Below are 17,249 nucleotides of genomic sequence, written 5' to 3'. Positions count from 1 at the left end.
TCATTGCACCGGTGCGCGGCAGGGTTGATTGGAGTACGCCGGGCATGCTCGCCCTGTTTTGTTGTAAGTGCGAGTGACTTTCATTATCAGCGAGAAGAATTTGGTAACCAAGGGGGTTTCGATGACGGTAGTTTCTACCCTGTCCATGATGGTGGTTTTGGCGGCGTCGCCGGCTTATGCGGCAGTACAGGCGGCGGGTGAGCCGGCGGGCAAGCAGTCGGGCGCCGAGGCGATCGGAAAAGACCAAAAGGGGGAGCGGCAAACGCGGCCGAAGGGCGCTAAGGGGGGGGCGGCAGACGCGGCGGTCGATGATCGCTCGGACTCGGTGGATCTGGGCACGGTGGACGTGGTCGACCACCTGGCGCCGCTGCCGGCCTATGGCAATCCCGACCCGCTGGACAGCGGCGCGGCGGTGATCGGCAAGGACGCCATCGAAGCGTTCGACCCCGGCCTCGGCGACGCCAACCAGCTTCTGCGCTTCCTGCCCAATGTGCGCTTCGACGTGGGCGACCGCTCGGCCGACCCCGAGAACATCCAGGACCTGCGCCCGTCCGAGATCTCGATTTCGGGCGGCCTGATCGACAGCAATAATTTCCGCCTCGACGGCGTCGGCGTGAACAACATCTTCGACATCACCGAGAACAACCCCGCCGCCGCCGACAGCACCGCCGGCGCGCGTGGCCAGACGATCTTTCTGAGCCCCGAACTGATCGAGAGCCTGGAGGTGCGCGACAGCAATGTCTCGGCCCGCTATGGCGATTTCTCGGGCGGCGTGGTCGAGGCCAAATTGCGCGATCCGTCGGGCGAGTGGGGCGCCAGCGCCACGGTCGAGTATCAGAACGATAGCTTGGTCAAATACATTCGCAACAAAGACGCCGGCGAGGATGCCTTCGACCCGACGCCCAATTTCAATCGCTGGCGGGTCGAAGGCACGCTCGACATCCCGGTCACCGAGGATTTTGCGCTGCTGACCGCCTTTTCCACCAACCGCTCGGACGTGCGCTATCGCTACGCCGACTTCTACTTCAACGGCGCCAGTCGGCAAAACCAGTCCCGGTCGGACCAGTTTCTGGTCAAGGGCGCCTATGACATCTCGCCCGACCTGAAGCTCGCCGCGACGGTGATCTACAGCCCTTATGAACAGGAGTTCACCCGCGACAACATGGCCGACGACATGGTGGTCACCAAGGGCGGCGGACTGACCTCGAAGCTGGAGCTGGACGGGGTGTCCGGGCGCACCGACTGGCACGTGCAGACCTCGTTCGTGCGCGCCAATATGGGCCGCACCGCGCCGACCAATTCGTTCAGTTGGGATTCGACCGCGCCGAGTATCGACTTTTGCACCTTGTCGAGCTGTTCGACCGGTGGTTTCGGCGACATCGACCAGATCCAGAAGGATTGGAGCCTGCTCGCCGACATGAGCCGGCCGGCGTTCGGCGGCACCTTCACCGCCGGCATCGAAACGCTCTATATCTCGGCCTACAAGGCGCGGCCCGAGACATCGCTCAGCTACAGCCGCGGCGCCTTCAATCCGGCCACGGTGTGCGCCGACCCCAACGACCCGGCGTGCATCGACGGCGAGATCGGCCTGACCCGCTACAATGTCAACGCCGCCTTCGAGGCCGACATTGATGTGTTCCGCCAATCGGCCTGGATCGAACAGCGCCAAGAGTTCGGGCCGGTCGAGGTGCGCGCGGGTCTGCGCTATTCCTACGAGGATTTTCTGGGCAACCACAATATCGCGCCGCGCCTGAGTGCGGCCTGGTCGATCACCGACGAGGTCAGCCTGACCACCGGTCTCAACCGCTACTATGAGGGCAATTTCATCGGCTATGCGGTGCGCGCGGCCAATCCCAACACCGAGATCTACACCCGCGCCGGCCGCGAAGAGAACGGCCAATTGGTGTTCAGCCCCGACGATTGGTCCTTGTATCGGGTGCTCAACACCACCGATTTTCGCGGTGCGGGGCTCGACACCCCCTATAGCGACGAGGTGACCGGCGCGTTCAACTTCCCGCTGTTCGGCGGGCTGGGGCGCCTCAAGGCGGTCCGGCGTTGGTATGACGACCAGATCGTCTCGGCGCCGCGCGATTACGAGATCATCACCGACCCCGACGGCGGCACCAGCTTCGACATGTGGCAGCAGGCCACCAACCGGGGTGAGACGCGGTTTTTGGGGCTGTCGGCGGAATGGGCCGGGTCGTGGCGCAACCACACCCTGACCATGAACGCCAACTGGAGCAAGACGCGCAACAATTCCGCCGAACTGGGCTCGGCCTTCGACACCCTCGACCCCGAGGACTTCCAGACCACGCCGGTGTTCTTCGAGGGCGAGTTGCTGACCCTGGCGCAATTGCAGGACCGCTTCAACCGGGCCAATTATGCCGACCCGGTGACCGCCAATGTGGGCCTGCAATCGCATTGGTTCGGCGAGCGGCTGGAAAGCGCCTTGTGGCTGTCCTATGTGGGCTCGCAGACCATCGCGCGCGACGCCCGGCGCTCCACGGAAGTGGACGGGGTACGCTACCGCGTCTATGAACTCGCCGAGCGCGATGCCTCGGTGCGGGTCGACCTGAACCTGACCTACACGCTGACGCTGGCCGGGCGCCACGATGTGGGCATTCAGGCGCGCATCGGCAATCTGTTCAACATCAAACCGCAGACCTCGTTCGGCTCGTTCACCGGCTATCAGGAAGGCCGCACCGTCTGGTTGGGCCTGCGCTACGACTTCTAGGGAGACCGGTCGCGGGCCGGCTCGTTGCGCTTGGGCCAGGCGGGTCGCACCGCCTGGCCCAAGCGTCGGTTATCGCCGCTGCCAGGCCGCCAGATGGTGGCGCAGATGGTCGTCGATGAAGCTGGCGACGAAATAGTAGGAATGGTCGTAGCCCGGCTGGTGGCGCAGGGTCAGCGACTGGCCCGCCGCCTCGCACGCCGCGGCGAACAGGTCGGGGCGCAATTGCTCGGTCAGGAACGGGTCGTCGCTGCCCTGGTCGATCAGGATCGCCGCGTCGGTGGGCTGGCGGGTCACCAGGGCGGTGGCGTCGTGGTCGGCCCAAACCTCGGGGTCGCGGCCCAGATAGGCGCTGAACGCCTTCTGCCCCCACGGCACCTGCGCCGGCGCCACGATCGGCGCGAACGCCGACACCGATCGGAAGATGTCGGGATACTTCAGGTGCAGGGTCAGCGCGCCGTGGCCGCCCATGGAATGGCCCGACAGCCCGTGGCGTCGGCGGTCTAGGGGGAAGTGGGCGGCCAGCACCATGGGCAGTTCTTCGGCCACATAGCGCTCCATATGATAGTGCGCGGCATAGGGCTGGGCGGTGGCGTTCACATAGAAGCCGGCGCCGAGCCCCAGGTCGTAGGCGCCGTCGGGTGCGTCGGCGACGTTCGGCCCGCGCGGGCTGGTGTCGGGCGCGACCAGGATCACCCCCAACTCGGCCGCCGCGCGTTGCGCGCCGGCCTTGGTGATGAAGTTCTGCTCGGTGCAGGTCAGCCCCGACAGCCAGGTGATCGCCGGGCACGGGCCATGCTCGGCCTGGGGCGGCAGATAGAGCCCGAAGCGCATGGTCACGCCGCAGGCGTCGCTGTCATGCTCACAGACCAATTGCTGGCCGCCGAAGCATTTGGCTGCGGCAATCTGGGTCAGGGCCATCAGAATGTCACCACGCTGCGAATGCCTTCGCCCCGGCGCATCAACTCGAAGCCCTCGTTGATGTCGTCGAGCGCCAGGGTCCGGGTGATCATCTCGTCGATGTGCAGCCGGCCTTCCATATAAAGGTCGACGATCTTGGGCACGTCGGTGCGGCCGCGCGCGCCGCCGAACGCCGAGCCCTTCCAGGTCCGCCCGGTGACCAGTTGGAACGGCCGGGTGGCGATTTCCTCGCCGGCGCCGGCGACGCCGATGATGACGCTTTCGCCCCAGCCCTTGTGCGCGCATTCGAGCGCCTGGCGCATGGTCTCCACCTTGCCGATGCACTCGAACGAATAGTCGGCGCCGCCATGGGTCAATTCGACCAGATGGCCGACCAGGTCGCCCTCGACCTCGGCGGGGTTGACGAAATCGGTCATGCCGAAGCGTTCGGCCATGGCGCGCTTGTTGGGGTTGAGATCGACGCCGACGATCTGGCGTGCGCCCACCATGCGCAGCGCCTGGATCACGTTGAGCCCGATGCCGCCCAGGCCGAACACCACGCAGCGGCTGTTGGGCTCCACCTTGGCGGTGAACATCACCGCGCCGACGCCGGTGGTGACGCCGCAGCCGATGTAGCAGATCTTGTCGAACGGCGCGTCCTTGCGCACCTTGGCGACCGCAATTTCGGGCAGCACGGTGTAATTGGCGAAGGTCGACGTGCCCATATAGTGGTGGATCGGCCGGCCCTTGTAGGAAAATCGCGAGGTGCCGTCGGGCATCAGCCCCTGGCCCTGGGTGGCGCGGATCGACTGGCACAGATTGGTCTTCGGGTTCAGGCAGTAGTCGCATTCCCGGCATTCGGGCGTGTAAAGCGGGATCACATGGTCGCCGGGTTCGACGCTGGTCACCCCGGGCCCGGTGTCGACCACGACGCCCGCGCCCTCATGGCCCAGGATCGCCGGGAACAGGCCCTCGGGGTCGGCGCCCGACAGGGTGTATTGGTCGGTGTGACAGATGCCGGTGGCCTTGATCTCCACCAGCACCTCGCCGGCCTTGGGGCCGTCCAGTTGCACCTGGTCGACCACCAACGGCTGGCCGGCCTCGAACGCGATTGCGGCTTTGACATCCATCGCCTTTTGCCCTTTGTCTTGTTGCGGATCGGGACGGTCGAACCGCTCATGTGGCATGTGTGACCGGCTTTGCCTAGACGGTCGGTCGCGCAGGCAGGCGTTGCACCGCGCGGCTCGCTTGCCTATAAGGGCGCAATCGAGCGCGCACCGCCCCCTGTTGAAGGCGTAATCCGATGACTGCATCCGACGCCCACCGTTTGGCCATGATCGCCGGACAATTGAAGGTCAATCGGGTCAATGACGATCGCACGCTGGACGCGATCAAGGCCATCCCGCGCGAAAAATTCGTCCCCGCCGCCTATCGCGGCGTCGCCTATGTGGACGAAGACCTGCCGATCGCCACCGATCGCTATCTGATGGAGCCGATGGTGTTCGCGCGTCTGGCGCTCGAAGCCGGCATCGGGAGCGGCGACACCGTGCTCGACGTGGGCTGCGGCACCGGCTATTCGACGGCGGTTCTGGCGCGGCTGGCGGAATCGGTGCTGGCGGTGGAAAGCGACCCCGATCTGGCCAAGTCGGCGGAAAGCAAGCTGGCGGCTTTGGGCGTGGACAATGCGGCGGTGATCCAGGCATCTTTGCCCCACGGTGCGCCCGACCAGGCGCCATTCGACGTGATTTTCCTCAACGGTGCGGTGGAGGTCGACCCCGGCGGGCTGATTGCCCAATTGGCCGATGGCGGACGTCTGGTCTGCGTGCGCAAGCATAAAGGGACCAGCCGCGCCCACATCGTGCGCAAGACCGACCGGGTCTGGGGCGGGCGCGACCTGTTCGACGCCTACACGCCGGTTCTGCCTGGGTTCGAGGCGGCGCCGGCGTTCGAATTTTGATTGCAAAAGGGCTTTGGCAGCGCTCGCGCGGCCGGAACGCGCAGGCATTGCCCGTGTTGTTTTGCTTGCTTGATAGAAGCGTATGAGTGTTAGACAGCCGCAGGCCGCGCGTGTCATCTTGGTCTGGCTGTTGAAAACAGTGTTTGTGGGGGTAAGCTGCACCGGCGCGGTGCGGTCGTGTGATTGGTGCATTGTCGATCACCCGGTCTCGTGGCTCCCTCGCAGCAAATAAATATGCGTTACGACAGGGAGCGACCCGAAATGCTATCCACTCGAATGCCGTTCATTCGACAACCCCTGCGCCGTCTGTTGTGGTCAGCAGCGGTTCTGGTGCCCACTGCCGGTCTGATGGCCGGTCCGGCCCAGGCGGTCACGCTGCGCGAGGCGCTGGCGACCGCCTATACCTCCAACCCCACGCTCGAGGCGCAGCGGGCGCAGCTTCGCGCGGTTGACGAAAACGTGGCCCGCGCCAACTCCAACTGGCGCCCCACCATCTCGGGCCAGATGAGCGTCGGTCAGTCACGCATCGAAAGCGTGCAGCCGGGCAGTCCGCAATCGTCGATCATCAACTCCGACGACCGGACCTATTCCGGCCAGATCAACCAGCCGGTGTTCCGCGGCTTTGCCAACTTCAACGCCCGTAGCCGCGCCGAGGCCGAGGTCGAGGCCGGGCGCGCGCAGTTGTTGCAGACCGAACAGCAGGTGCTCCAGGAAGCCGCCACCGTGTTCATGGACGTGGTCCGCGACCAGGCGGTGCTGTCGCTCAACGACAATCAGGTCAAGGTGCTGCGCCGGCAATTGGAAGCCAGCCAGGACCGGTTCCGGGTCGGCGAGATCACCCGCACCGACGTGGCGCAGTCCGAGGCGCGGCTTGCCGGCGCAATCTCGGCGCGCATTCAGGCCCAGGGCACGCTGGAAACCAGCCGCGCCACCTATGAGCGCGTGGTCGGCAACTATCCCGGCACGCTCGACAAGCCGGCCGACCTGCCCGAACTGCCCGCCGACCTGGACACCGCGCGGGAGATGGGCACGGAGATGAACCCGGCGATCCTGGCCGCGCGCGCCAACGAACAGGCCGCCAAATTCCAGGTGGAAGAGAACAAGGGCCAGTTGTTGCCGCAGATAGACCTGCGCGGGTCGGTGTCGCGCAACGTGGGGGCGTTCGGTCCGTTCACCCAGAGTACCGACCGGCTGGCCGCTTCGGCGCAGATCAACATCCCGCTCTATCAGGGCGGCGCGGTGTCGTCGGAAATCCGACGCGCCAAGCAGACCCGCAGCCAGCGGCTGATGCAGATCGCCGAAGCCAACCGGCAGGTTTATGCCGATGTGCGCTCGGCCTGGGAACAGTTCCGCGCCGCGCGGGCGTCCATCGAATCGACCTCCAGCCAGGTCAGCGCCAACGAAATCGCCCTCGAAGGCGTGCGCCAGGAAGCCGCTGTGGGCTCGCGCACCACGCTCGACGTGCTCGACGCCGAGCAGGAATTGCTCAACAGCCGGGTTGAACTGGTGCGGGCCGAGCGCGACCAGTTTGCCGCCGCTTTCGCGCTGTTGCGGGCCGTCGGGCTGTTGAACGCGCGCGAGATGGAACTGAACGTGGAATATTACGATCCGACCTATAATTACCGGCGCGTTAAGTGGAAGCACTATGGCTTCGGCGTGACCGACGGTCGTGCGAACGATTGACCCGAGAGAATGACAAGTGAAGTCTGGCCCTTCATTCAATTTTTACGGGTCGGACTTCACGATCGTTGCCCAGGCGATTGACACCAACGTGGACGTTGGTTAGTGAAAAAATAGTGGAACGCTGCGAGTTCGCTTTACGCGATCGGGACTCGCCACCAAAGGCGCCGGGATGGACGACGTTCAGACAGAAAAAGAACCGACCATGGAGGAAATCCTCGCCTCCATTCGGCGGATCATTTCCGAAGATGAAGAGTCTGAGAAGACCGAGCCGCCGGCGGCTGCGCCGCAGCCGGCGCCAGAACCGGCGCCAGAACCGGCGCCAGAACCGGAACCGGAGCCGGTGGCGGCCGTGGAGCCCGAGCCGGAGGTTTTCGCACCGCCGCCAGAGCCTGAACCAGAGCCTGAACCCGTCGCCGACGTGTTCGACCTGACCCCGGACATGACCGCCGAGCCCGAACCGGCGCCCGCTCCGGAACCGCCGGTCGCGGAACCGCAAGCGCCCGAACCACCGGCGCCCGACCCGGCAGCGGTCGACGACGACGCCCTGGTCTCTTCGGCGACCGCCGAGCGCGCACATACCTTCTTCGACCAACTGGCCGGCGACATGCCCATCCATTCGTCGCAAAGCGATGGCACGCTCGAAGGGGTGGTGCGGTCGATGCTGCGGCCGATGCTCAAGGAATGGCTGGACCAGAACCTGCCGGCCATCGTCGAGGACGTGGTCGAACGCGAGGTGCGCCGCATCCGCAATCGCCGCTGAACAAGCGCCGGCGTCGGTCCGCGCGCGCCCCCCGGGCGACCTTCGCAGGCCGTCCCGCTGGTCTCCCGTTGACCGCGGCTTGTGGCCTCCTCGGGCTGCATCGATCTCGATCCGTTTTGATCTGGGCCGCTCTCGACCGCCGGCCGCCCGTCGGTCCCGGCTTTCGCGTGCCCCGGGGCTTCCCCGTGCGCGCCAGACCTGCTAGACGCCAGGGGTTTCCAGGCCCCGTCAAAGCAGGATGCAATCGGCGCGATGCTGAGTAAAGTCTACGATCCCGGCGAGATTGAAACGAAATGGTTCCGGCACTGGGAGGCCAGCGGCGCGTTCCGCTGCGGCCAGCGCCCCGATGCCGACCCTTATGTGATCGTCATCCCGCCGCCCAATGTGACCGGCTCGCTGCATGTGGGCCACGCGCTCAACAACTCCCTGCAAGACATCCTGATCCGGTTCGAGCGGCTGCGCGGCAAGGACGTGCTGTGGCAGCCGGGCATGGACCATGCCGGCATCGCCACCCAGATGGTGGTCGAACGCCAACTGGACGCCGAGGGCCGCTCGCGCCGCGACATGGGGCGCGACGCCTTCGTCGAGCGGGTCTGGACCTGGAAGGAACAGTCGGGCGGCACCATCGAAGGCCAGCTCAAGCGCCTCGGCGCCTCGGCCGACTGGGACCGCTCGCGCTTCACCATGGACGACGGGCTGAGCCGCGCGGTGCGCCGGGTGTTCGTCCGCCTCTACGAACAGGGCCTGATCTATCGCGACAAGCGGCTGGTCAACTGGGACCCCAAGCTGCAAACCGCGATCTCCGACCTGGAGGTGGAAAACAAGGAGGTGGACGGCCATTTCTGGCACTTCCGCTATCCCCTGGCCGACGACCCCGCGCAGCATCTGGTGGTCGCCACCACCCGGCCCGAGACCATGCTCGGCGACACCGCAGTCGCGGTTCACCCCGAGGACGAGCGCTACCAGCATCTGATCGGCCAGATGATCCGCCTGCCGCTGACCGGGCGGCTGATCCCGATCGTCGCCGACACCCATGCCGACCCCGAACAGGGCTCGGGCGCGGTCAAGATCACCCCGGCGCACGACTTCAACGACTTCGAGGTCGGCAAGCGCCACGATCTGCCGCAGATCAACGTGCTCGACGCGCACGCCTGCATCGACCTTGACGGCACGCCCTATCACGGCCTCGACCGCTATGCGGCGCGCAAGGCGGTGGTGGCGGACATGGAGGCCGCGGGGCGGCTGGTCCAGGTGGAAGCCAAGAAGGTCATGATGCCCTATGGCGACCGGTCGGGCGTGGTGATCGAGCCGTGGCTGACCGACCAGTGGTATGTGGACGCCGAGACGCTCGCCCAACCGGCCATCCGCGCGGTCGAGGAGGGGCGCACCCGGTTCGTGCCCGAGAACTGGACCAAGACCTATTATGAATGGATGCGCAACATCCAGCCCTGGTGCATCTCGCGCCAGTTGTGGTGGGGGCACCGCATTCCGGCCTGGTATGCGCCCGACGGGCAGGTGTTCGTGGGCCATGACGAGGCCGAGGCCTATGCCAAGGCGCGCGCCGCGCTCGGCCCGGACGTGGTGCTGACCCAGGACGACGACGTGCTCGACACCTGGTTCTCGTCCGCCTTGTGGCCGTTCTCGACCCTCGGCTGGCCCGACGAGACGCCCGAACTGGCCAAATACTATCCCACCGCGACGCTGGTCACCGGCTTCGACATCATCTTCTTCTGGGTCGCCCGGATGATGATGATGGGCCTGCATTTCCAGGACGAGGTGCCGTTCAAGACCGTCTATGTGACCTCGCTGGTGCGCGACGCCCAGGGGCAGAAAATGTCCAAGTCCAAGGGCAATGTGGTCGACCCGCTGGACTATGTGGAACGCTTCGGCGCCGACGCGCTGCGCTTCACCATGGCCGCCATGGAAAGCCAGGGCCGCGACATCAAGCTGGCCGAAAGCCGGGTCGAGGGCTATCGCAACTTCTCCACCAAGCTGTGGAACGCCAGCCGGTTCTGTCAGATGAACGGCATCGGCGGGTCGGATACCGTGGCACCGCCGCCGGCCACGCTGACCGTCAACCGCTGGATCGTCTCGGAAGTGGCGGCGACCGTGGCGGCGGTGACCGAGGCGCTCGACGCGTTCCGCTTCGACGCCGCAGCCTCGGCGATCTATCACTTCACCTGGCACACCTTCTGCGACTGGTATGTGGAGTTCATCAAGCCCTTGTTGCAGGGCGACGACGTGGACACGGCGCTTGCCGCCGAGACCCGGGCGGTCGCCGGCTGGGCGCTCGACCAGATCCTGGTGCTGTTGCACCCGTTCATGCCGTTCATCACCGAGGAACTGTGGCACGCGCTCAAGGACGACCGCGCCAGCGATCTGATCGCGGCCCAATGGCCCACGGTCGGCTCGCAGGCCATCGACGCCGCGGCGCGCGACGAAATGGCCTGGATCATCAAGCTGATCGGCGAGATCCGCTCGGCGCGCTCGGAGATGAACGTGCCGGCCGGTGCGCGGGTGCCGGCGCAGATCGCCGATCTCGACGCCACCACCACCGGCTGGCTGGACCGTAACCGCGAGATGGTGCTGCGCCTGGCGCGTCTCGACGGCGTCGAGCCGGTGGCGGGCCTGCCGACCCAAGGGGTGGTGCAGATCGTGGTCGGCGAGGCCACGGTGGCGCTGTTGCTGCAAGACGTGCTCGACTTCGACGCCGAACGCGCCCGGCTCGCCAAGGCGCGCGACAAGGCGGAAAAGGAAATCCGCAGCCTTCAAGGTCGGCTGGCCAACGAGAACTTCATCGCCAAGGCCAAGCCCGAGGTGGTGGAGGATGCGCGCGCCAAACTGGTCGACGAACAGGCCACCGTGGCGCGCATCGACGCCGCGCTTGCGCGCCTCGCCTGAGCCGGCAGCGGGACTGAAAACAAAACCGCCCCGCCGGCGTGGGTCCGGCGGGGCGGTTTGTTTCGTGGGCCAGCAGCCCGATCGTCAGGCGGCTTCGCGCAGCGCGATACGGTCGGCGGCCGCCTCGCGCGGCGGCAGCTCGATCAGCTCGGCGGTCGGCGCGTTTTGGGCGGCGACGAGCTGCCAAAAGGCGCTGTCGCGGTTTGCGGTCAGGGCGGCCAGGCGCTCGCGCAGGGGGGCGTTGGTCATGATGGTGTCCTCTCAGCTATCGTGACATCGGGTATGTCGTTACGACCCTTCGAGCGCTCACGTAGGCAAGTCGGTCGCGCATAAGGAGAGGGTGTTTATGCGTATCAGCTATGCATTGAATGCATGGCTTTAACGGTTCGGCCTGTTCTTTAAGCATGAAAAAAAGATTCCGACGCCCGCCGGTGGCGCCCCCCAAGGCTGGCCCTGGGGTCGGCCGCGTTCCCAGGTCGCCGGCCGGCGGCGAAAGCGGTTAAGGCATGGTTCGAATGCGCGCTTTTTGGCGCCGTTGCCCCCCTGGCAAGCCTGCGACCTGACGTCTCATCCCGGGTGAGCGGGGGCGAGTATCGGGGGTTTTGGGCGTTCGCCCGGGTCCCGGCGCCGCTGCGGCCGGTGTGGGCCACACCCCGCCTTTTGAGACCGCCCACACCGCGAGTCGGTCGGGCCTGGCGCCCGGGCTCAGCCTGCGCCGATGCGCGCCAGCAGGTCGAGCCAGCCGTCTTCGTCGAGCGTGTCGATGCCCAGATCCCGGGCTTTCTTGAGTTTGGAGCCGGCGCCCGGCCCGGCGACCAGCAGATCGGTCTTCGACGACACCGAGCCCGCCACCTTCGCCCCCAAGGCTTCGGCGCGCGCCTTGGCCTCGGAGCGGGTCATCTTTTCCATCGAGCCGGTGAACACCAGGGTCTTGCCGGCCAGCGGGCTGTCGCCTTCGGGGGCGGCCACGTCCTCGACGGTCACTTGCGCTTGCAACTTGTCGACCACGTCGCGGTTATGGGGCTCGTGGAAGAAATCGACGATCGCCTTGGCCATCACCGGGCCGATGCCGTCCAGGTTCTCCAATTCGGCCCGTGCCTCGTCACCGCCCTCGCCGGCGCGTTCCATGGCGGCGCGGAAGCGGGCGAAATTGTTGTAGCTGCGGGCCAGGAGCCGCGCCGTGGTCAGCCCCACATGGCGGATGCCGAGGGCAAAGATGAAGCGGTCCATGGGCACGGTTCGGCGCGCCTCGATGGCGGCGAACAGGTTGCGCGCCGAGGTGGCGCCCCAGCCGTCCCAGCGGTGCAGCTTGATCTCGTCCTTGCGCGCTTCCAGGGTGAAGATATCGGCCGGGCTTTCGATCACGCCCTTCTCGAAGAAGGCGTCCACATGCTTCTTACCCAGCCCTTCGATGTCGAAGGCGTCGCGGCTGACGAAGTGTTTCAGCCGCTCGATCCGCTGCGCCGGGCAGACCAGGCCGCCGGTACAGCGCAGGATCACGTCGCCTTCCTCGCGCCGGGCCTCGCTGCCGCAGCGCGGGCAGGTGTCAGGCACGGCGATGGTTTGGGCGTCGGCGGGGCGATGCTCGGGCAGGGCGCGCAGCACCTGCGGGATCACGTCGCCGGCGCGCTGGATCTCCACCGTGTCGCCGATGCGCACGTCGAGCCGGGCGATCTCGTCGTAGTTGTGCAGCGTGGCGTTGGCGACCATGGCGCCGCCCACATTGACCGGGTCGAGCCGGGCGACCGGGGTCAGCGCGCCGGTGCGGCCCACCTGCACGTCGACGCCGGTCAGCCGGGTCAGCGCCTTTTCGGCGGGAAACTTGCGCGCGATCGCCCAGCGCGGCGCCCGGCTGACGAAGCCCAGGCGCTGTTGCAGGTCCAGCCGGTCGACCTTGTAGACCACGCCGTCGATGTCATAGTCGAGCCCGGCGCGCGCCGCTTCCAAGTCGCGATAATGCTCGATCAGCGCGTCGAGGCTGTCGAGCCGGCGGGTCCACGGGTTGATCGCGAAGCCCCAGGCGTCGAGTGCTTGTAGCACCGCCCACTGGCTGTCGCCGGGCAGCCGGCTGGTCTCGCCCCAGCCATAGGCGAAAAAGGCCAGCGGCCGCGCGCGGGTCACCGCCGGGTCCAACTGCCGCACCGATCCCGCCGCGGCGTTGCGCGGGTTGGCGAAGGGCGCTTCGTGGGCCGCCTGCCGGCGCTCGTTGAGGGCCAGGAACGCGCTCTTGGGCATATAGATCTCGCCGCGCACCTCGAACATGTCGGGCACGCCGCCGGCGATGTGGTCGGGCAAGTGGTCGGGGATCGCCGGGATCGCCAGCACGTTGCGGGTGATCACCTCGCCTTCGGTGCCGTCGCCGCGGGTTGCCGCCACGCTCAGCCGGCCCTGGTCGTAGCGCAGCGCCGCCGACAGCCCGTCGATCTTGGGCTCGGCGGTCAGGGTCAACGCGTCGTCGGGCCCCAGCCCCAGAAAGCGCCGCACGCGGGTGGTGAATTCGGCCACATCGTCGTCTGAGAAAGCGTTGTCCAGGCTCAGCATGGCGACCCGGTGGCGGTGCTTCTCGAACTTGTCGCTCGGCCCGATGCCGACCCGGTCGCTGGGGCTGTCGGCGCGCTTGAGGTGCGGGAAGCGCGCTTCGATGGCGCCGTTGCGCTGGCGCAGCGCGTCATAGTCGGCGTCCGAGACGGTCGGCCGGTCGTCGCGATAATAGCGCCGGTCGTGGGCTTCGATGGTGCGGGCAAGGCGCGCCAGTTCGGCTTCGGCCTCGGCCTCGGTCAGGGCGTCGACGGCCTTGGTCTCGGCCCCGCTCATCGCCGGGCGGCCCGGTGGCGGGCCAGACGATCGGCCAGACGATCGGCCAGGTCAGAAGGGCTGCCGGGGGCGGGCAGGGGCTGCGGTCCGGTGGCGCGGATGGCGGCGCGGACGGGGGCGGCGGTCATGGGCTGCGGGGCTCCCAAGGGCTGGCAGGCGGGGCGGACGGGGCTATCGGGTCATCAGGCTGTCGGCGGCCTGGCGGGCCGCGTCGGTCACCTCGGCGCCCGACAGCATGCGCGCAATTTCTTCGCGCCGGGCCCGGTCGTCAAGCGCCTCGACCGTGGTCGCCGTGCTGTCGGCGTCGGTGCGCTTGGCGATCCGCCAGTGCTGGCGCCCGCGGGCGGCCACTTGCGGGCTGTGGGTGACCACCAGCACCTGGGCGGCCGCCGCCAGCCGGGCCAGCCGCTCGCCCACCGCGTCGGCGGTGGCGCCGCCGATGCCGCGATCGACCTCGTCGAACACCAGCGTGGCGACGGTGTTTTGGCGGGCCAGCGACACCTTGAGCGCCAGGATGAAGCGCGCGAGTTCGCCGCCCGAGGCGATCTTGATCAACGGGCCGAAGTCGGCGCCGGGGTTGGTGGCCACTTCGAAGGCGACGCCGTCGCCGCCGTCGGCCGACCAGTGCGCGGGGTCGAGCGGTGTCAGCGCGACCCGGAAGCGCGCCTTGTCGAGCTTGAGGTCGGGCAGTTCGGCGTTGACCGCCGTGGCCAGCGCGTCGGCTGCGGCGGCGCGCGACCGGCGCAGGTCGCCGACCGCGCGGTCGAGCGTCTGGTCGGCATCGGCCAGGGCGGCGCGGGCGGCAGTCAGGTCGGCGTCGCCCCGGTCGACGGCGGCCAGGCGTTCGGCGAACCGGTCCTTGAGGGCGGCCAGGTCGTCGGGCTGGACCTGGTGCTTGCGGGCCATGGCGCGCAACTCGAACAGGCGTTCCTCGGCGCGTTCGAGGGCGGCGGGGTCGTGGTCCAGATCGTGGCGCAGGCTGTCGAGCGCGGCCATCGCCTCGCCCATCTCGATCGCCGCCCGGTCGAGCGCGGTCATGACCGGATCGAGGCGTGCGCGCGCCGCCTCGTCGAGCCGTTCCATACGCCGCAGCAGGCCGCGCACGGTGGCGTCGACGCCGCCGTCGGCCTCCAACTCGCCGGCATACTCGGCCAGGTCGCTGGCCAGCCGCTCGCCCTGCATCAAGGTCGTGCGGGTCAGGGCCAGTTGCGCCTCCTCGCCCGGTTCGGGGGCCAGGGCCTCCAACTCGTCGAGCGCGTGGCGCAGATAATCCTCGTCGGCGCGCGCGGCGGCCAATTCGGCCTCGATCGCCGCCACCGCGTCGGCGGCGGCGCGTCGGTCGCGGTGCGCCGTCGCCACCCGGTCGAGCAGATCGCCGTGGCCGGCGAACAGGTCGAGCAGGGTGCGGTGGCCCTTGGGGTTGAGCAGGCCGCGTTCGTCGTGCTGGCCGTGGATTTCCACCAGCCGCTCGCCCACTTGGCGCAGCAGCCCGGCGCTCACCGGCTGGTCGTTGATGTGCGCGCGGCTGCGCCCGTCGGCCTGCACGGTGCGGCGCAGCACCAGCGGCTCGCCCGGTTCGACCGACACGGTGTCGGCGAGCAGCGCGAAGGCGGCATGGTCGGCGGCCAGCTCGAACTCGGCGGCGACCACGCCCCGGCTGGCACCGCGGCGCACCAGGGCGCTGTCGGCGCGCGCGCCCAAGGCCAGCGACAGCGCGTCGAGCAGGATCGACTTGCCCGCCCCGGTCTCGCCGGTCAGCACGCTCAAGCCGCGGTCGAAGCCGAGCGTCAGACGGTCGATCAGGACGATGTCATGGATCGACAAGCCGACCAGCATGGCCTTGCGCCCTCCCGTTCGCCCGACCGACCCGTCGGGCCATCAAAACAGCCAGGAAAAGAAGCCGCCGCCTTCGCTGGGCGCGGTGTAGTCGTCCTTCACCACGTCATAGGCATAGCGGTACCACTTGCTGTCCGGGAAATTGTGGCCGAGCACGGCGGCATAGGCCTGGGCTTCCTCGGTGACGCCGAGCGCCCAATAGATCTCCACCATCCGGTGCAGGGCTTCGGCCACATGGTTGGTGTTGGGGTAGCGTTCGACCACGGTCTTGAACCGGCCGAGCGCGGCGATCAGGCGTTCCTGGTTCTGATAGAAGCGCCCGACGGTCATCTCCTTGCCGGCCAACTGGTCGAGGGTGAGGGCGTATTTGGCGCGCGCATCCTTGGCGTATTCGCTGTCGGGGTAGCGCTGCATCACCTCATAGAGGGCATCGCGGGCCTGTTCGGTGACCCGCTGGTCGCGGCCCACATCGACGATCTGTTCGTAGTAGCTGAGCCCGATCAGATAATAGGCATAGGGCGCCTGCTCGCTGCCCGGGTGCAGCGACAGATAGCGCTGGCTGGCCAGGATCGCCTCGTCGAAATCGTTCTTCTTGTAATGGGCATAGGCGCCCATCAATTGTGCCCGGCGCGCCCAGGCGGAATAGGGGTGCTGGCGCTCGACCTCGTTGAAGAAGCGCACCGCCTGGGTCCATTGGCGCTGCTCCAGGTGATCCATGCCCACATTGTAAAGCGTGTTCACATCGGCGGAGATATAGACATCCTTTTCGCTGCCGCCGCAGGCGGCCACGCCCCCGGTGGCGACGATCAGCGCTACGGTGCGCAGGCCCTTGCCCGGCGCCAACCAAGCCCCATTTAAAGGGCGTTCCGGTAAGAAACGCAATGCGCGATCCTGCCGGGCAATAAAAACCCGTATGCCGCGAACAACGTCAATCGGGAAAAAACCCATTTTCTTACCTCTGGTTGTCATATACTCTGAATCGCTATCGCAATGCGGTTGCTTTCGGGGCGTTCCGGACGGCCTCTAGAACCGCTGGCCGAACCGGTCCAGGGGGCAGCAGACCCGAAGGGACGCCCGAAAAGGCGAACAAGACCATGTCCGACCCGACCATACCGCCTTCCCCTGGCACCGCCGACACCGCTCATTTGCGCCGTCGTGCCGAACAGGCGGCCGCCCTGGCGCGTCAGATGGATGCGCATGTGGGCTCGCGCATCCGCGAACGCCGGTTGGAATTGGGGTTGACCCAACAAGACCTGTCCGCTGCCCTGGCCATCTCATATCAGCAGGTCCAGAAATATGAAACCGGGAACAACAGGGTCAGTGCGGGCAAACTGTATGCGATCGCCCGCGCCCTCGACGTGACGCCCGACTATTTCTTCGACTATTTCGTCGGCGCGGCCGAACCGCCGGCCCCGCCGGTGTCGCGCGATGCCCTGGCCCTGGCGCGCGCCTGCGATGCGGTCGCGAACGACCGGGTGCGCGAAAACCTGACCCAATTGATCCGCGCCCTGTCGCAGACCTGGCCCCCCGAGCAGCGGGGCCATACCGACCAAGCGGACCAGACCGACGACCAAGGGGATCAGACCGGGGGGTAAACGCCCGCCCGGCGCGCCGGGCGTCGGGCCTTGGCCGGCAAAACCCTCTGGACATAAGAACGGCCGCCGGGG

General features: G+C 67.3%; 12 protein-coding genes. 6 read left to right on the top strand and 6 right to left on the bottom strand.

Features of this window, described 5'->3' with window-relative positions; all coding sequences use genetic code 11:
• The first annotated feature begins 121 nt into the window (after positions 1-121).
• Positions 122-2,734 carry a TonB-dependent receptor plug domain-containing protein gene (locus EV659_RS11885; RefSeq protein WP_132709110.1) on the top strand — a complete coding sequence of 871 codons (2,613 nt, stop codon included), beginning with the start codon at positions 122-124 and terminating at the stop codon, positions 2,732-2,734.
• 69 nt (positions 2,735-2,803) lie between these two features.
• Here EV659_RS11885 and fghA read toward each other — a convergent pair whose 3' ends face one another.
• Together fghA and EV659_RS11875 are read right to left on the bottom strand one after the other, a co-directional pair.
• The gene (gene fghA / locus EV659_RS11880; RefSeq protein WP_420877608.1) at positions 2,804-3,646 is read right to left on the bottom strand and encodes an S-formylglutathione hydrolase; all 843 of its coding nucleotides are present in this window, start codon (positions 3,644-3,646) and stop codon (positions 2,804-2,806) included.
• Between the two features lie 5 nt (positions 3,647-3,651).
• A complete protein-coding gene (locus EV659_RS11875) occupies positions 3,652-4,761 on the bottom strand; it encodes an S-(hydroxymethyl)glutathione dehydrogenase/class III alcohol dehydrogenase (RefSeq protein ID WP_132709108.1) in 1,110 nt (369 codons plus the stop codon).
• 173 nt (positions 4,762-4,934) lie between these two features.
• Here EV659_RS11875 and EV659_RS11870 point away from each other — a divergent pair, with 173 nt between their 5' ends.
• From EV659_RS11870 to EV659_RS11855, 4 genes are all read left to right on the top strand, one after another.
• Positions 4,935-5,588 (top strand): protein-L-isoaspartate O-methyltransferase family protein, encoded by a 654-nt coding sequence (locus EV659_RS11870; RefSeq protein WP_132709107.1) that lies wholly within the window; start codon positions 4,935-4,937, stop codon positions 5,586-5,588.
• 261 nt (positions 5,589-5,849) lie between these two features.
• Positions 5,850-7,271, top strand: a complete 1,422-nt coding sequence (locus EV659_RS11865) for a TolC family outer membrane protein (protein WP_165878873.1) — start codon at positions 5,850-5,852, stop codon at positions 7,269-7,271.
• A 169-nt stretch (positions 7,272-7,440) separates the two neighbouring features.
• Positions 7,441-8,031, top strand: coding sequence for a DUF2497 domain-containing protein (locus EV659_RS11860; protein WP_132709105.1), 591 nt, complete (start codon positions 7,441-7,443; stop codon positions 8,029-8,031).
• Positions 8,032-8,283: 252 nt separating this feature from the next.
• Positions 8,284-10,932, top strand: coding sequence for a valine--tRNA ligase (locus EV659_RS11855; RefSeq protein ID WP_132709104.1), 2,649 nt, complete (start codon positions 8,284-8,286; stop codon positions 10,930-10,932).
• Between the two features lie 84 nt (positions 10,933-11,016).
• Here the strand turns inward: EV659_RS11855 and EV659_RS14725 are convergent, their stop codons facing one another.
• From EV659_RS14725 to EV659_RS11840, 4 genes are all read right to left on the bottom strand, one after another.
• Complete coding sequence (locus EV659_RS14725) at positions 11,017-11,181, bottom strand: hypothetical protein (RefSeq protein ID WP_165878872.1); 165 nt, start codon at positions 11,179-11,181, stop codon at positions 11,017-11,019.
• Between the two features lie 456 nt (positions 11,182-11,637).
• Positions 11,638-13,746: an NAD-dependent DNA ligase LigA gene (ligA, locus tag EV659_RS11850; RefSeq protein WP_132709103.1), complete on the bottom strand. Its 2,109-nt coding sequence runs from the start codon at positions 13,744-13,746 to the stop codon at positions 11,638-11,640.
• Positions 13,747-13,917: 171 nt separating this feature from the next.
• Positions 13,918-15,582 carry a DNA repair protein RecN gene (gene recN / locus EV659_RS11845; RefSeq protein WP_132709102.1) on the bottom strand — a complete coding sequence of 555 codons (1,665 nt, stop codon included), beginning with the start codon at positions 15,580-15,582 and terminating at the stop codon, positions 13,918-13,920.
• A gap of 42 nt (positions 15,583-15,624) precedes the next feature.
• Positions 15,625-16,425: an outer membrane protein assembly factor BamD gene (locus EV659_RS11840; RefSeq protein ID WP_184409822.1), complete on the bottom strand. Its 801-nt coding sequence runs from the start codon at positions 16,423-16,425 to the stop codon at positions 15,625-15,627.
• 251 nt (positions 16,426-16,676) lie between these two features.
• On the opposite strand from EV659_RS11840, the gene EV659_RS11835 reads away from it, so the two are divergent.
• Entirely contained in the window at positions 16,677-17,177 is a 501-nt protein-coding gene (locus EV659_RS11835; RefSeq protein WP_132709100.1) for a helix-turn-helix domain-containing protein, read from the top strand.
• Positions 17,178-17,249: the final 72 nt, after the last annotated feature.

Source organism: Rhodothalassium salexigens DSM 2132, from assembly GCF_004341375.1.
GTDB classification, from domain to species: Bacteria; Pseudomonadota; Alphaproteobacteria; order Sphingomonadales; family Rhodothalassiaceae; genus Rhodothalassium; species Rhodothalassium salexigens.
Note: the sequence above shows the minus strand (reverse complement) of the source record. Positions and strands in the feature narration are given on the sequence as shown.

Coding starts and splice junctions, on each gene's coding strand:
- ligA (WP_132709103.1), bottom strand. CDS start 13,746: ATGAGCGGGGCCGAGACCAAGGCCGTCGACGCCCTGACCGAGGCCGAG.
- EV659_RS11855 (WP_132709104.1), top strand. CDS start 8,284: ATGCTGAGTAAAGTCTACGATCCCGGCGAGATTGAAACGAAATGGTTC.
- EV659_RS11865 (WP_165878873.1), top strand. CDS start 5,850: ATGCTATCCACTCGAATGCCGTTCATTCGACAACCCCTGCGCCGTCTG.
- EV659_RS11875 (WP_132709108.1), bottom strand. CDS start 4,761: ATGGATGTCAAAGCCGCAATCGCGTTCGAGGCCGGCCAGCCGTTGGTG.
- EV659_RS11835 (WP_132709100.1), top strand. CDS start 16,677: ATGTCCGACCCGACCATACCGCCTTCCCCTGGCACCGCCGACACCGCT.
- EV659_RS11860 (WP_132709105.1), top strand. CDS start 7,441: ATGGACGACGTTCAGACAGAAAAAGAACCGACCATGGAGGAAATCCTC.
- EV659_RS11885 (WP_132709110.1), top strand. CDS start 122: ATGACGGTAGTTTCTACCCTGTCCATGATGGTGGTTTTGGCGGCGTCG.
- EV659_RS14725 (WP_165878872.1), bottom strand. CDS start 11,181: ATGACCAACGCCCCCCTGCGCGAGCGCCTGGCCGCCCTGACCGCAAAC.
- recN (WP_132709102.1), bottom strand. CDS start 15,582: ATGCTGGTCGGCTTGTCGATCCATGACATCGTCCTGATCGACCGTCTG.
- EV659_RS11870 (WP_132709107.1), top strand. CDS start 4,935: ATGACTGCATCCGACGCCCACCGTTTGGCCATGATCGCCGGACAATTG.